The 14,827-nt window shown below is 38.8% G+C and carries 15 protein-coding genes and 4 tRNA genes; 4 read left to right on the top strand and 15 right to left on the bottom strand.

The window, feature by feature from the left end; all coding sequences use genetic code 11:
• Positions 1-74: 74 nt before the first annotated feature.
• The 10 genes from E6C50_RS10640 to E6C50_RS10595 form a co-directional block, all read right to left on the bottom strand.
• A complete protein-coding gene (locus E6C50_RS10640; protein ID WP_136403217.1) occupies positions 75-950 on the bottom strand; it encodes a hypothetical protein in 876 nt (291 codons plus the stop codon).
• Between the two features lie 544 nt (positions 951-1,494).
• Positions 1,495-1,947: a hypothetical protein gene (locus E6C50_RS10635; protein ID WP_136403216.1), complete on the bottom strand. Its 453-nt coding sequence runs from the start codon at positions 1,945-1,947 to the stop codon at positions 1,495-1,497.
• A 17-nt stretch (positions 1,948-1,964) separates the two neighbouring features.
• Complete coding sequence (locus E6C50_RS10630) at positions 1,965-2,666, bottom strand: VIT1/CCC1 transporter family protein (RefSeq protein ID WP_136403215.1); 702 nt, start codon at positions 2,664-2,666, stop codon at positions 1,965-1,967.
• Between the two features lie 222 nt (positions 2,667-2,888).
• Positions 2,889-4,019 carry a chromate efflux transporter gene (gene chrA, locus E6C50_RS10625; protein WP_136403214.1) on the bottom strand — a complete coding sequence of 377 codons (1,131 nt, stop codon included), beginning with the start codon at positions 4,017-4,019 and terminating at the stop codon, positions 2,889-2,891.
• Between the two features lie 150 nt (positions 4,020-4,169).
• On the bottom strand, positions 4,170-5,021 hold the full coding sequence (locus E6C50_RS10620; RefSeq protein ID WP_136403213.1) for an abortive infection system antitoxin AbiGi family protein: 852 nt from the start codon (positions 5,019-5,021) through the stop codon (positions 4,170-4,172).
• 615 nt (positions 5,022-5,636) lie between these two features.
• Positions 5,637-5,709: transfer RNA gene (locus E6C50_RS10615), tRNA-Lys, on the bottom strand.
• Between the two features lie 442 nt (positions 5,710-6,151).
• The gene (locus E6C50_RS10610; RefSeq protein ID WP_136403212.1) at positions 6,152-6,562 is read right to left on the bottom strand and encodes a DUF5367 family protein; all 411 of its coding nucleotides are present in this window, start codon (positions 6,560-6,562) and stop codon (positions 6,152-6,154) included.
• 315 nt (positions 6,563-6,877) lie between these two features.
• Positions 6,878-6,962, bottom strand: a tRNA-Leu gene (locus tag E6C50_RS10605).
• A 41-nt stretch (positions 6,963-7,003) separates the two neighbouring features.
• Positions 7,004-7,076, bottom strand: a tRNA-Lys gene (locus E6C50_RS10600).
• Between the two features lie 34 nt (positions 7,077-7,110).
• Positions 7,111-7,183, bottom strand: a tRNA-Lys gene (locus E6C50_RS10595).
• A gap of 128 nt (positions 7,184-7,311) precedes the next feature.
• Here E6C50_RS10595 and E6C50_RS10590 point away from each other — a divergent pair.
• On the top strand, positions 7,312-7,830 hold the full coding sequence (locus tag E6C50_RS10590; RefSeq protein ID WP_136403211.1) for a shikimate kinase: 519 nt from the start codon (positions 7,312-7,314) through the stop codon (positions 7,828-7,830).
• Here the strand turns inward: E6C50_RS10590 and E6C50_RS10585 are convergent.
• Genes E6C50_RS10585 through E6C50_RS10575 form a run of 3 tightly spaced genes read right to left on the bottom strand, consistent with a single transcriptional unit; the run spans position 7,822 to position 9,304 of the window.
• Positions 7,822-8,316, bottom strand: coding sequence for a phosphoribosyltransferase family protein (locus E6C50_RS10585; protein ID WP_136403210.1), 495 nt, complete (start codon positions 8,314-8,316; stop codon positions 7,822-7,824). The two genes, E6C50_RS10590 and E6C50_RS10585, sit on opposite strands and share 9 nt — an antisense overlap.
• Positions 8,317-8,337: 21 nt before the next feature.
• The gene (locus E6C50_RS10580) at positions 8,338-8,922 is read right to left on the bottom strand and encodes a methyltransferase domain-containing protein (protein WP_136403209.1); all 585 of its coding nucleotides are present in this window, start codon (positions 8,920-8,922) and stop codon (positions 8,338-8,340) included.
• Positions 8,909-9,304: an RNA-binding S4 domain-containing protein gene (locus tag E6C50_RS10575; protein WP_136403208.1), complete on the bottom strand. Its 396-nt coding sequence runs from the start codon at positions 9,302-9,304 to the stop codon at positions 8,909-8,911. The genes E6C50_RS10580 and E6C50_RS10575 overlap by 14 nt, the downstream gene beginning before the upstream one ends.
• 80 nt (positions 9,305-9,384) lie before the next feature.
• Between E6C50_RS10575 and E6C50_RS10570 the strand changes: the two genes are divergently transcribed.
• Positions 9,385-10,296 (top strand): FKBP-type peptidyl-prolyl cis-trans isomerase, encoded by a 912-nt coding sequence (locus tag E6C50_RS10570; RefSeq protein ID WP_136403207.1) that lies wholly within the window; start codon positions 9,385-9,387, stop codon positions 10,294-10,296.
• Between the two features lie 57 nt (positions 10,297-10,353).
• Here E6C50_RS10570 and E6C50_RS10565 read toward each other — a convergent pair whose 3' ends face one another.
• Positions 10,354-11,307 (bottom strand): transketolase family protein, encoded by a 954-nt coding sequence (locus E6C50_RS10565; protein ID WP_136403206.1) that lies wholly within the window; start codon positions 11,305-11,307, stop codon positions 10,354-10,356.
• 41 nt (positions 11,308-11,348) lie between these two features.
• A complete protein-coding gene (locus tag E6C50_RS10560) occupies positions 11,349-12,197 on the bottom strand; it encodes a transketolase (protein ID WP_136403205.1) in 849 nt (282 codons plus the stop codon).
• A 174-nt stretch (positions 12,198-12,371) separates the two neighbouring features.
• On the opposite strand from E6C50_RS10560, the gene E6C50_RS10555 reads away from it, so the two are divergent.
• Positions 12,372-13,571, top strand: coding sequence for an MDR family MFS transporter (locus tag E6C50_RS10555; RefSeq protein ID WP_136403204.1), 1,200 nt, complete (start codon positions 12,372-12,374; stop codon positions 13,569-13,571).
• Between the two features lie 98 nt (positions 13,572-13,669).
• Positions 13,670-14,800, top strand: coding sequence for a tRNA guanosine(34) transglycosylase Tgt (tgt, locus tag E6C50_RS10550; protein WP_136403203.1), 1,131 nt, complete (start codon positions 13,670-13,672; stop codon positions 14,798-14,800).
• The last annotated feature ends 27 nt before the right edge of the window (positions 14,801-14,827 follow it).

Genomic DNA, 14,827 nt, shown 5'->3' with positions numbered 1-14,827 from the left:
TTTGGTATTGTCGCGCTCTTATTTTCGTTTCTCGACAACATCCGAACCTGATGTACCACAGAAATATTAAATGTTTATTTTTTTTCTTCCAATGTTGCACCAGCTTCCAATGCAGCCTGTCTTAACAGATTGAAGACTTTATCGTTTCCGTCGTTATAATTAACGTTTCCGAATCCATAATTTGCGTAGGTGATGGGAAATCCCCGGTCAATTTCCCAGTCTGCTGTTTTTAGCTCTTTTTCTCCTTCTTTATAGTGGTAATAACCAGATTCGTAGGCTACATTGTCTACTTTGATAGATACGAGTCCATTATTGATATGGGATATAGATTTGATATCTGCCAGATCAAATGTATGTTTAAAGGTAAAATCTCTTGAACCTCCCATATCAGTTCTGGTGATCGTTACTTTTGTTCCTGAGAAAGCAAACTTGCAATAATAGTTATTCTTGTGTTTAAAATTTTTACTGTCAGCATATACCTTGCCTATTTCATTCAGTAAGGTCTCAATTTTCTCTTTGTCAATGGTTTTCGATTTCTTACTGACTATTTTGGTCTCTTTTTTGGGTTCTATTTTCTTTTTAGTTTCTGTATTATCCGTATTGGACACTTTTGGTGTTGGTGCAACCAAAATGACTGCGTTGTCCTTTGTCTTTGAGTTGGTTTTTACGGGTACATTTTTTTGTGGCGTGGAGTTTTTTTTCTCGTTTGCCAGTTCTTCGGCTTTTCTTTTGGCTTCTTTTTCTTTATTCTTTTTGTCCCCACAGACTTTGCAATAACAGTCTACACAGGAAACTGCGTTTTTTGTTTTGCTGGTTTCTTTCAGATAGGCATCATGTAAAATACAATTTGAGGCACCTCTTACATGATTTTGGGCTTTTGCCTCCATTCCGAAAACTGTAATCAGAATGACAACTAATAATTTTCCTATGCTTTTTGCAGTCGCTTCCATAATTTGGTTATTTGAAGGTAAAATTATGAGAGTTGGAAAAATGAAACAATCACTATTAATAGTGAATTTTAGTTTTTTGACTGAGCTAATCAGAACATATAATTTTTATAGCCAGCTAATTATGGACACAACCTTATAACTGAGCTTGAGACATCTTTTTGGGAAACTATAACGTGGTCAATAATTGTATTTTCTTTCAGTATCACTTGGTGACAGCAGTTATATATTTGGTTGCGACCAGTAATAGCTGGGTTCTGTTGCTTTTTAATAGCTCATAATTTTCCCTTAACAGTTCTCCAATTTGTTTATTTTTGAGCTTTACAGCGGTCATTTGCAAAATTTGGAATGAAGCCATCTCTACGCTTTCTATATTCTGAAGATAGAAGAGGATAGACAGGTCTTTAATTTCGGGGTCGTAGTCCTGTTTCTCAATAGTATCAAAGGTAGCGGGTGTTTTTGTTTGTTTATAAAGACATCCTTTTGCGAGATATTTTTGAACCTGTCGAGTATTATCAAACGCTGCTTAGTTTGATGTTTTTGTCGATCAGCGAGAAGATTCGCTCCGTATTTCATCATGTCTTATCTCGCCTCCAGTAGTTCCGGTTTGTTTGGCAAAGATCAATACAATCATAGAAAAGACTAAGGTCACAAAGGAAACAATATTGGAAAAACTTTTTTGCTTAAAACTTGCCCAAAGCCCTATCAGGGAAGCCCCCCCTAAAATATATGATAGTAATGCAAAGGTCTCTGCTGTCTCTTCATGCCTTTCAATATACGTGTGTGTAACTCCAGCTAATCTTTTAGCAATTTCTTCGGCCCCATCTCCGGTTGCCATTGCTATAACTGCAGCCAACGATCCCAAAATGAAAATCAGATAAGCCGTACGTCTAACGGATTCAGATCTTGAAATCAAAGCTGTGATCAGGACAATCAATCCTACGAGAGGAAATATTAATGGTAGATGGTTTACCATTAAATGCCAATGTGCTCCATTCATGTAATTAGTGTTTTAGTTTAAATATTTACTCCGAAAAGATATCCTACAAATGCTGAGAGCACCATTGCGATCGTTCCCCAGACCGTGATGCGAACAATCGCTCTTACCACACTAGATCCCCCGGTCTTAGCCGCGGTAGCCCCTAAGATGATTAGAAAAATTATCGTAAATCCGTATAGCCAATACTCCATTCCTTTAACCGGGGCAAAAAGAATGACCAACAAAGGTAGAACGCCTCCTACTGTAAAGGATGCTCCGGAGGCCAGGGCGGCTTGGATTGGTTTTGCTTGGCTAATCTCATTTATTCCCAGTTCATCCCTGATATGTGTGCCTAAGGCATCCTTTGCCGTAAGCTCGATGGCCACCTGCATAGCGGTCTCCTGCTTTAAGCCGCGCCTTTCGTATATCTTTGCAAGAATTTGCAGTTCCACATCGGGCATTTCAGAAAGCTCCTTTTTTTCCCTTTCTATGTCTGCCTTTTCGGTATCGGTTTGGGAACTTACGGAAACATATTCTCCCGCTGCCATAGAAAGAGCCCCCGCAACAAGTCCCGCTACTGTAGCTAAAACAATTGGTTCTCTGGTCGAACTTGCGGCAGCCACACCTATGGCCAGACTGGAGATAGATATGATCCCATCATTAGCGCCCAATACGGCGGCTCTTAACCAGTTACTGCGGTGGATGTAATGATTGTCAAGATAGTTATCGATTGTTATCATAAGTTTCGGTTAAAAAATGAATTAGTATTTTTAACTGTCACCTTAAAGTGTAAGCCAAAATATCCTTCTAGTATCTGACAAATTAGATTTAAAGTATTCAGTCCGGTTTTTTGAATTTACTTAATGCCTGATTCTTACTGATTAAAAATACAAAATAAATCCTATGAATTTAAATTGAGAAAAGGATATTAAGTAAGAGATTTGAGGTTTATGGGTCTAATATTAGAACTGGAGCAGTAAAAAGCCTAACAGAGCACCACTTAATACAATAAACGCACTGTTGATCTTCTTAAATTTAAAGACGATAACAATACTGATAAGCGCTATGGTAATTGATCGCCAATCGATAATTGTTTCTTTGCCCATTTGATAACATACGGCTAAAATCATTGCTACGGAAGCTACGTTTACAGCATCTAAGAATGCCGATAATCCTTTATAATTTCTTAACCTTTTTATCAATGGATTAATGAGTCCCACAAGGACAAAAGAGGGGAGGAAGATAGCTAACGTTGAAACAAAAGCTCCCGAAATTCCATTGATTTGAAATCCAATAAATGTTACCGAAGAAAAAACAGGTCCAGGTGTAAATTGTCCTACGGCTATGGCATCCAATAGCTGTTGCCTTGTGAGCAGACCTGCTGCGACCAGCTCGGTATCTAAAAAAGCAAATAGAACATATCCGCTGCCATATATGATGGAACCAATTTTAAGGAATGTCCAAAAAAGTTGAGTATTGGTAGCTTTCCATAATGTTGTCTGTGTAATTTGAAAAAGAGCAATGGGAACGAAGTTGTGCAAAGTTCTTTTTTTCCTGTTCTTAACGGTGTGCAATCCAAGTGCAAACAAACCCGCCGCAAACATTAAATAGATCTCATTGATCCCAAACACTGCCGCTAACAGAACTGTAATGCCGATCAGAACTAAATTTATCGATTTCACTGACTGTTTTGCCAATGGGTAAATTGAAGATAAAATTATGGCTATGATAGCAGGTTTGATGCCATAGATAAAAGGTTGGACTTCTGGTAACTGACAATATATACTATATAAATAGGCAAATATACCAGTTATCAGAACAGCGGGTAAAATAAAACATAAGCCGGCTATAACCAAGCCTTTCCAGCCACCTTTATCATATCCGATATGGATTGCCATTTCCGTACTGTTCGGGCCTGGAATGAGATTAGTAGCCCCCAGTAAATCCAAAAAATGTTGTTCGCTCATCCATTTTCGTTTTACTACGGCTTCTTCGCGCATCATCGCAATATGTGCTGCCGGGCCCCCAAATCCAATGGTACCCAATTTACCGAAGACTTTTGCGATTTCTTTTAAAGTTGCTCTATGCTCCATTTTTCATTGGCATTTTAATTCAATTTACGAGTGTTGACGGAATACATGAGCACATAAAGGGATTAATCCGAAGGATATGTGGTTTTCACTGCCCTCAATATTTAAAGTAAATTGCGATTAATTGATTGTTCGAGAAAAGATTAAATTATATTATTTTAAATTTTCAAATAAAGTTATTTTTTTGATAAGTAACTCCTTTTGTTCGCTAGTGATTTTATGAGCAGGCATTATTTCGATTTCTTTTGCTAAGGTTTTGATATCCTCTTTCTTTTCTACAATTAAGTGGGTAATATCGCTAAAATCAAAATCAAGGCTAACCTCTTCTATAAGAGGTTTGTTTTCATTCTGTTGTCTCCATTCATTGTACTGCTGTTCATTTTTGTATAGGCCATTGGAAGTTTGGAGGCTTTCAGGAACATAGCACCATTCACGCTCATCATAAAATCTATAATCCTTAATCACACCGTCTTTTCTTGGGAGATCATCCTCATATGATTTAATATAAAATGGCGAATATTGACTGAATGTGACTATTCTTTCCATCGCCTCTGTTTGAGTAAGTAGATGGTCTATCCCGTCAAGTATTGCTTGGCGATCTGGGGAAGACTCAGTCAGTCTATACAGTTCCGCAAGCTCAGAAGCAGTTCTGTTCACGAAACCTACTCCCAAAGGAGTTCCTTTGAATGCTCGGATAAAGCTTTCGGCAATCATTGAGTTTTTTTCTATATATAAAACTGGGTTTAATCGGTTTCTTCTTGCCCATTCTTTGCTTAAACCAATACAATATTTCCCATAGCTTGTGTATTTATTTATGGTTTCTTCTGGAATATCGCAGAAAGATATCTTAGGCACGTATATCGTGTAACTTAAAATTTCTTCTTTGGAACTCTTACATTCAAAGTGCTCTTTGCAATAGCTTCCATAGAACTTTGTTTGAAGGATTTTAGACAATATGTCTATATGATATGTGAAATGAAAGAGAGAATTAGAGGTAGTTTGCATTGATTATTTTTTAGCAATTTAATAAAAAACAAAAATGCAGCTTGTATAATTTTTCTCCCGAAATTCTTCTAAAGTTACCACACGGAAAGATATTTGGAAAGTGGCGGTATGCTAACTTAGCGTGGAGTTAGAGATAAGAGCAAAATCTTAAATTAAGTTGATGAAAGAATGTCGCAAAAATTAACTATGTATAAAAGGTAGCTTAATTTTCTCTCTACTTTTTGTTCGCACATTCTCCTAGGTTAAGCCATCGACAGCTACTCTTGCATAAAGATGAGTACTGCCATCCTTTTTGGTTGCTTTTGTATTGAAAATCCAAAATAGAATTGAAAGTTTTTCATCTTCCTTCACATTTAAGTTATCAATTATTTTTTTGTGGCAGAGCCAAAAACAAATTGAGTTTCTCTCAACAGCACATTAGAAAAGTTCAAAAAATGGTTACCCAATTTAAAATATAAAATGGGTAACCAAAAAGGTAACCATTTTTTATAAATCGATTTGGTTTAACTTGGTTTACTTATTAGCAGAAGGGCTTTTTTCGAGGGGTATTTAAACGAAAAAAGCACACTTTCGTGTGCTTTTTCTGACAATCTGTGATCCCGCTGGGATTCAGCGTGACCCGGCTGGGATTCGAACCCAGGACCCCATCATTAAAAGTGATGTGCTCTACCAGCTGAGCTACCGAGTCTATTGTATAATATCTGTTTTGTTTCTTTTTTGATCAGTGAAACAGGAAAAATTTCCTACTGAATTGCAACGTTCGATAGCTTGTGAAAAAGTAGCTGTCTTTTGTTGTTTTAACGGGTGCAAAGAAAGGGATTTTTATTTGGATGAACTAATAAAACCGATTTTTTTTGATGTTAATTTTTGAAAAAATAACGGATGTTAATTTAATTATTTCAATATGAAAGAACTACAGGTTTTTAGAAGTGCTATTTTTTTGGGCATTTATCAATTCCGGTACTTCTAAAGCATGAAAAAGTATTTGTAAGTACTAAAAATACACTCTATTTTGGTTGGTCGGATCAAAAAATAATCCAGCGAATTCCTGTTTTTGGATTGTTTTATTCATATTTTACAGTCAAATAAACCGGATTGGAATTTGAGAAACCAGATTAAAGACCATTCATTTAGAATTCGTTTTTATTTGTCAGTTTCTTTCTCAGAAGTCCGAAAATTAAAACGATAGCGTAGGCAAACATAAGCCAGGAAGCAAACGTTTTACTGTAGATTTCGGGCATGTTAGGGAATAGTTTTTCAAAAAACTCTACACAAACAGTATCCAGTAGCATACCCGGTAATACCATAATGGCTGCTGATTTTATGCTTTCGAGGTGGTCTAATTTGCAGATGTTAAAAACCGTGGTTGCAACGAAGCCTAAAGCAGGTATTAGGATAATGTATAACATGATCATGACTAGTGTATTGTCAACTATAAAAAAATGCTGTCCGGCAATCCGAAATAACAGCGTAGCTACTAACCAAACTAAAAAGCCAACAATAAAACTAAGCAACGGGTAATTTTCTTTGAGTGTTTTCATTGTAAATTTATGGGGATCTTTGTGTTGTTTTTAAAATAAACGCCAAACTGTAGTGGTTTAACTGTCCCGATTTCTTGAGTATAAATATAAGAAATTTCCGGTTGGAAATAGAGTTATTTGATGATTATTGTTAATGTATGTGAGGTAGAAAAAAGAAAAACTGGCATTTTGTTTACCCTGAAAAAGTCACGTTTGACGGTTTTGCTTTTCCGATCACCAGGATAAATGAAGTTTTGAATTTTATTTTGTTGATCAACGAAGAATTAAGGAGTAAAAAAAATGGTACAGATGTAGTTGATCCACATTTGTACCATTTGGTGACCACGATGGGATTCGAACCCATACGTCTTGCGACACCACCCCCTCAAGATGGCGAGTCTACCAATTTCTCCACGTGGCCATAAAAGAAAAAAGTCAAACTATTGTTTGACTTTCATTTTGTGACCCGGCTGGGATTCGAACCCAGGACCCCATCATTAAAAGTGATGTGCTCTACCAGCTGAGCTACCGAGTCTGTGCTTTCAAGAAATAAATTTCAGGTCATTTTGTGACCCGGCTGGGATTCGAACCCAGGACCCCATCATTAAAAGTGATGTGCTCTACCAGCTGAGCTACCGAGTCTGTAATCATTTCCTGATTGCGGGTGCAAATATAAGGCCTATTTTTTATTATCCAAGACTTTTTTGGTTTAAATTTGTGTTTTTTTTAAAGTCAATTTTTAAGTTTCTGTTAACGAGACATTTATTAATATGCATAAAATTATTCTTATAGGTTATATGGGATCGGGAAAGTCTACAATTGGGAAATTATTGTCGCAAAAGACTTCGATTCCGGCCTTCGATCTGGATCAAATTATTGAAGAAGCAACGCAAAAAACCATTCCGGAATTATTTTCTGAATCCGGAGAAATCAAATTTCGTAAACTGGAACACGAAAAACTGAAATCGTTTATCGCTGAAAACGATAATTATATATTAAGCCTTGGCGGTGGTGCTCCCTGTTATGCCAACAATCACGAGTTTTTACAATTGGATGGAATTATATCGGTTTATTTGAAAGCTTCCATAAAAGAGCTGCTGGCGCGTTTGGAAAATGAACGCCACAACCGACCGTTATTAGCCGGATTAAATGATGAAGAAGTGGAGGAGTTTGTTGCAAAGCACCTTTTCGACAGGAGTTATTTTTACCATCAGGCCAAACATATCGTATCGGTCGATGGTAAAAATCCTGACGCTATTGTAAATGAGATAAAAGGGCTTTTAGCTTAAATAAGCATATTCTTCCGACTCTTCGAAAACCACCTGTATGTGTTCCAACAGGGAAGTAGATAAGGATAATCCTTTAAAATCGGCTTTTACCGGGTATTTTTTATGATTTCGATCTACCAGTACCGCGGTTTTGAATTTCTTTAATGGTACGTCAAGGAAATGCTTTACGCCGTAGATCAAAGTAGTGCCGGAGTTTAGGACATCGTCGATCAATACCAGATTTTTGTTGGCATATTCTTCCGGAGTTAACGAAGTCTGTATGGTTTCCTGTGGTTGTGTTTTATTTATTTTAACCTCGCACAGTACGATGTTAAGATCGGAAATCTCTTTTAGTTCGCGGGCTATTTTCTGTGCAAAAATATAACCGTTGGCTGCAATTCCGGCCAAAACAACCTCTTGTTCATCGGCAAAGGTTTCGTAGATCTGATATGCGATTCGCTTGGTTTTATGATTAATTTCCTGTTGTGTCAGAATGATATTCTTCATGGTTGTTGCGTTGTTGTTGTGTTATTTTTTTTCAAAGATAAAAAACAGTTCCCGATCCTGTCTTGGTTTTATCGAATTGTGTGCTCTTTCCAGTGTTTTAATCGTAAAAGTATCCGAAAATAGCTTGCGGTATTCGGTTTCGCTTCCGCCAAATGGAGGTCCGGCTTCGGTTAACGGAAAGTCAAACAATAAACCGGCTATTTTACCACCCGGATTTAGAATGTTATGCATTTTGACTGCGTATTGCGGACGTAATTCCGGCGACAATGCACAGAAAAAAGTTTGTTCCAATACGAGATCAAAAGTGTGCTTTAACTCAAAAAAATCACCTTGAATTAATTGATTATCCGGGAAATCCGGATTTCGTAATTTAATGTTCTCTAATGGTGTCGGTGCCAGATCAATTACATATACATTGTGAAAACCCTGCGAAAAAAGATAATCCAGCTCATGGGCATTGCCGGCACCCGGAATTAAGATCTTCAGGTTTTTATCTGTTATTTGATCAATATACGCTTTCATCGGAGCAGTCACCGAACCGGTGTCCCAGGGTGCTTCGTCGTTTTGGTAACGGTTTTCCCAGTAGTCTTTGTTAAATGTTGTCATCTTCAAAATCAATAGAAGGTTCGTCGGTATAATCGTCAATGTCCCGGCGGTCTTTTTTGGTAGGTCTTCCGGTGCCTTTGGCTCTGTAGTGTTCTTTGGAGAGTCGTAGTAATTCCAGATGCTCAAAAGCTTCTGCCGGGGTCTCATCTTTACGGTAAATGTCAACCAGTTTGGCACCAACCCGATTGTCAGGAATATCCAAAACAGTTAAAATATAGTTGATCTGGTCTCTGCGTAAGGTGATTTTATCGGTAGGAAAAACTTCCCGTGAGGGTTTGGCAGCCTGCCCATTTACGGTGATATGTCCTTTCTTACATGCCTCAGTAGCAATGTTTCGCGTTTTGTAGTAGCGGACACACCACAAATATTTATCCACTCTCATATGAAAATTCAAAATTCGATGTTAATATTAAAACAAAAATAAAGGAAAATTGTATCTTGCACCGTTAAATTTTAGTAATAATGAATAGATTCTTTAAGATAGTGGGAAGTGCATTGTTAATGGCAACTCTTTTTGCCTGTGATGATAAAGGTGCTGCTACTGTTGAACTCCGCGATTACGGCCAACAATTTGCTTCAGATATCGTAGCTATTGAAAATTATTTGAAAACGCATTATATCGAGGTAGATCATAATGCCAATGGTGATGTGACTAATACAACCATTACGGCTATACCGGACGGTGGTTCGCAGGTTTCTATCTGGGATCAGACAACCTATCCTTTGCAAACTAAAATTGTAAAACTGCATAATATCGAATATAAGGTATATTATCTGAAACTGGCTGCAGGAGTTGGAGACGCGCCTTGTGGTATTGATAAGGTCTATACGTCTTATAAAGGGTTGCTGCTCACAGATGCTCAGTTTGATTATGCGCCAAATGCAACCGAAATTAGTCTTTTAGGAGCTATTAAAGGTTGGGAATATATCTTCCCGGAGTTTAAAAGAGGAACTGTTACTGAAAATCCGGATGGAACTTTAGGTTATAAAGATTACGGAGCCGGTGTGGTGTTTTTGCCTTCCGGTTTAGGGTATTACGCCAGTTATGTGGGAAGTATTCCAGAATATTCACCTTTGATATTTTCGTTTAAATTATACGATATCCAATTTTTGGATCAGGATGGTGACGGTGTCTTGTCGCGTTACGAATACGGTTTTGATGCAAATGGTGCCTTGATCGATACGGATGGTGATGGTGTAGCCGATGTTTTTGATATCGATGATGATAACGATGGGGTTTTAACTAAAGATGAAATCCGTATACCGGGTTCAACAACCGGAGCGCAGTATACTTTCGATCAAATTCCGCTTTGTACATCTGGTAGTGGAAAGAAACTACATCTGGATCCTGCTTGTAAAGGTTCTCAAAATTAAAAACTATAAAAAAACCTCCGCAAAGCGGAGGTTTTTTTATGCCTGATAAGTAAATAATTATTTTCTTTTTACCACTTTTTCAGCAGCGGCAGTAATTGCTTCGTTGTTGAGTTTGTATTTTTCCATTAACTGATCCGGAGTTCCGCTTTCGCCAAAACTGTCCTGAACAGCAACGTATTCTTGTGGCGTCGGGTGGTGTAATGATAGGGTACGGGCAACGCTTTCGCCTAAACCACCAAGCATGTTGTGCTCTTCGGCTGTTACGACACATCCGGTTTTAGCAACCGACTTTAGAATTGCTTCTTCGTCCAATGGTTTAATAGTGTGAATATTGATTACTTCTGCACTGATTCCTTTTGCTTCCAAAGCTTCGGCAGCTACCAATGCTTCCCATACCAGATGTCCGGTAGCGATAATGGTTACGTCAGTACCTTCGTTTAGTAAAACCGCTTTTCCAATTTCGAAAGTTCCATTTTCCGGTGTGAAGTTTGGAACAGACGGACGGCCAAAACGCAAATATACCGGACCGTGATGATCGGCAATGGCTAAAGTGGCTGCTTTGGTCTGGTTGTAATCGCAAGTGTTGATCACGGTCATTCCCGGTAACATTTTCATCAAACCGATATCTTCTAAAATCTGGTGTGTAGCACCGTCTTCTCCTAACGTTAAACCAGCGTGCGATGCACAGATTTTTACGTTTTTATCCGAATAGGCAACCGATTGGCGAATCTGATCGTAAACACGTCCGGTAGAGAAGTTGGCGAAAGTTCCGGTGAATGGAATCTTGCCACCAATAGTCATTCCTGCTGCGATTCCAATCATGTTTGCCTCGGCAATTCCGATCTGGAAAAAACGCTCCGGATGGTTCTTTTTAAAATCATCCATCTTTAACGAACCGATCAAATCGGCGCAAAGAGCCACTACATTTTCATTCTTTTGTCCTAATTCGGTTAATCCTGCTCCGAATCCGGAACGGGTATCTTTATTTCCTGTGTTGGTATATTTTTTCATTGTCGACTTTAAATTAAATAAGGTTGTAACGGAACGGCGGCTTAATAATCGCCTAAAGTTGCCGGGTTTTGTGCCAGTGCGCTTTCCAATTGTGCATCGTTAGGCGCTTTTCCGTGCCAAGCGTGCGTATGCATCATAAAATCAACGCCGTTACCCATTTCGGTGTGTAGTAATACACAAACCGGTTTTCCTTTTCCGGTTCTCGATTTGGCTTCTGTCATTCCCGAAATGATCGCTTCGATGTTATTTCCGTCTTTAATTTCCATAACATCCCATCCAAAAGCGGTGAACTTTGCATTCAAATCACCCAATGATAAAACTTCTTCCGTAGTACCGTCAATTTGTTTTCCGTTAAGGTCGACTGTAGCAATATAGTTGTCTACTTTTTTAGCAGAAGCATACATTGCAGCTTCCCAGATCTGACCTTCCTGTAATTCACCGTCACCGTGTAAACTGTAAACAATATGATTGTCTCCGTTTAATTTTTTGGTTAAGGCAGCACCAATCGCTACCGACATTCCCTGTCCTAACGATCCGGAGGCTACGCGAATACCCGGTAGTCCTTCATGTGTAGTCGGGTGTCCCTGTAAACGGGAATTGATAAGACGGAAAGTAGCCAGTTCCGATACCGGAAAATAACCGCTTCGTGCCAGTACGCTGTAAAATACCGGTGAAATATGTCCGTTAGAAAGGAAGAATAGATCTTCTCCGATACCATCCATATCAAAACCTTCTTTGCGGTCCATAAGGTGTTGGTATAGGGTTACAAGGAATTCCGTACATCCTAGTGAACCTCCAGGGTGGCCTGAATTTACAGCATGAACCATACGAAGGATATCTCTTCTAACCTGAATTGTTAAGTCGTTTAATTGTTGAGTGTTAGGCTTCATTTTTTATGTAAAAGTTATACTAGGACAAAAATAGCTTTATTTTAAAGATGTACCAAACTCTTTTTCTCTTTATAAAGGTAGACTAATAATAAATTAGAGAATAGTGATGTGCAGTCTGATTGAAATGTAGTACTTTTAGTAACTCTTTATAACATTCTATTTCCTGTCAACAAAATGAAACGATTTTTAACGATCTATCTGGATTCGTACCGGGGATTGTCGCGTCCGGCATGGATGCTGGCTTTGGTGATTTTTATCAACAGAAGTGGCGCCATGGTATTACCTTTTCTGGGAATTTATATGACGCAGGCCTTGCATTTTTCAATGAAAGAAGCCGGAACGGTGTTGAGTTGTTTCGGATTAGGAGCTGTCACCGGATCGTGGTTGGGTGGTTGGCTAACAGACAAAATCGGACATTTTAAAGTGCAGACAGCCAGTTTGTTGTTGTCGGTTCCAATGTTTTGTATATTGCCTTTTTTTAAAACAGTGGAGACCCTGGCCGTTGGAATTTTTATTCTGAGTGTGATTACCGATTCCTTCCGTCCGGCAAACTCTGTTTCGGTGGCCTATTATGCCAAACCGGAAAATATTACCCGTGCTTTTTCGTTAAACCGGATGGCGATTAATCTGGGATTTTCCATTGGACCGGCATTGGGCGGTTTGTTGGCACTTATTTCTTATAACTGGCTTTTCTACGGAAATGCTGTCGGTGCTATTGTCGCAGGAGTCTTGTTTTTCTTTTATTTCCGAAACCGAAAAGGTAATGAAAACGTACTCAGAAAAGAAACGAGCGCTACCGAAAAGGAAATTTCACCTTATAAAGACAAGCAATTTATTTTGTTTAATATACTTACAGCGTTATATGCGATTTGCTTCTTTCAGTTGCTCAGTACGTTGCCGTTGTTCTACAAAGAAATCCACAAATTAACAGAGGCCGATATTGGAATGTTACTGGCCTATAGTGGTATCGTGGTTTTTGCGTTGGAAATGTTATTGGTGCATCTCGCCGAACGAAAAATGACATCAGCTCAGGTGATTATCATGGGAACCCTTTTATGCGGATTGTCTTTTTCGATGTTGGTTTTGCCGGGTAAGTTTACATTATTGTACATTTCTATGTTTGTTTTGTGTATCTCAGAAATATTGGTGATGCCTTTTGTGGCTACCGTAACCGTACAGCGTTCCGGAACCTCAAACCGCGGTGCGTATATGGGATTTGGAGCATTAGCCTATGCGGTGGCACATATTGTTTCGCCCTATTGCGGAACACGTCTGGCGTCGGCTCATGGATTCGATACGCTTTGGTTGGTAACCGGTGGAATAACAATTCTTACTGCTGTTGGCTTTTATGTCGTGATGAAAAAAATGGAATAAGGCACCGGATGACAGATGAAATAATCGTTAATATTTTCTAAGTAACCTCCTGTTCAATTGTCGAATTCGATTATCTTTGCCGATTGTAAAAAGTAATTATGAAGTTCGATTTAGTACACAAAGACCCGTTGTCCAAAGCAAGAGCGGGAAGTATAACTACCGATCACGGTGTCATTGAAACACCAATATTTATGCCAGTAGGAACGGTGGCTTCCGTAAAAGGAGTACACCAGCGTGAATTGAAAAACGATATTAATCCCGATATTATTTTAGGGAATACCTATCATTTATACCTGCGTCCGCAAACGGAGATCCTTGAAAAGGCCGGCGGTTTGCATAAATTCATGAACTGGGATCGTAATATTCTTACCGATAGTGGCGGTTATCAGGTGTATTCGCTTTCTTCCAATCGTAAAATCAAAGAAGAAGGGGTGAAATTTAAATCGCATATCGATGGTTCGTATCACTTCTTTTCACCCGAAAATGTAATGGAAATCCAACGTACGATTGGTGCTGATATCATCATGGCTTTTGATGAGTGTACACCGTATCCGTGTGATTACCGTTACGCCAAGCGTTCCATGCATATGACACACCGTTGGTTGGATCGTTGTATTGCACATTTGGATAAATTACCGTTTAAATACGGCTACGAACAAACATTTTTCCCGATTGTTCAGGGAAGTACTTATAAAGATTTACGCCAACAGTCGGCTGAATATATCGCAAATGTTGGCGCACAGGGGAATGCTATCGGTGGACTTTCTGTAGGTGAACCGGCAGAAGAAATGTATGCGATGACCGAAGTCGTAACGGCTATTTTACCGGAAGACAAACCACGTTACCTGATGGGGGTGGGAACTCCGGTTAATATTCTGGAAAACATTGCATTGGGAATCGATATGTTCGACTGTGTAATGCCAACCCGTAATGCCCGTAACGGAATGTTGTTTACGGCCAACGGTTCCATCAATATCAAAAATAAAAAATGGGAAGCCGATTTCTCTCCAATCGATGAGATGGGAATCACCTTTGTCGATACCGAATATTCAAAAGCCTATTTACGCCATTTGTTTGCGGCCAATGAATACCTGGGGAAACAAATTGCAACGATTCACAATCTGGGCTTTTATATGTGGTTGGTTCGCGAAGCCAGAGAACGTATCATAGCTGGTGATTTCTATCAATGGAAAGAAAAAATGGTAAAACAAATGAGCCAACGTTTATAATCCGAACGACAACTTTAATTTTCGATA

The organism is Flavobacterium supellecticarium, from assembly GCF_004801375.1.
In the GTDB taxonomy this organism is placed as follows: Bacteria; Bacteroidota; Bacteroidia; order Flavobacteriales; family Flavobacteriaceae; genus Flavobacterium; species Flavobacterium supellecticarium.
This window is presented reverse-complemented; position numbering and strand designations above follow the sequence as displayed.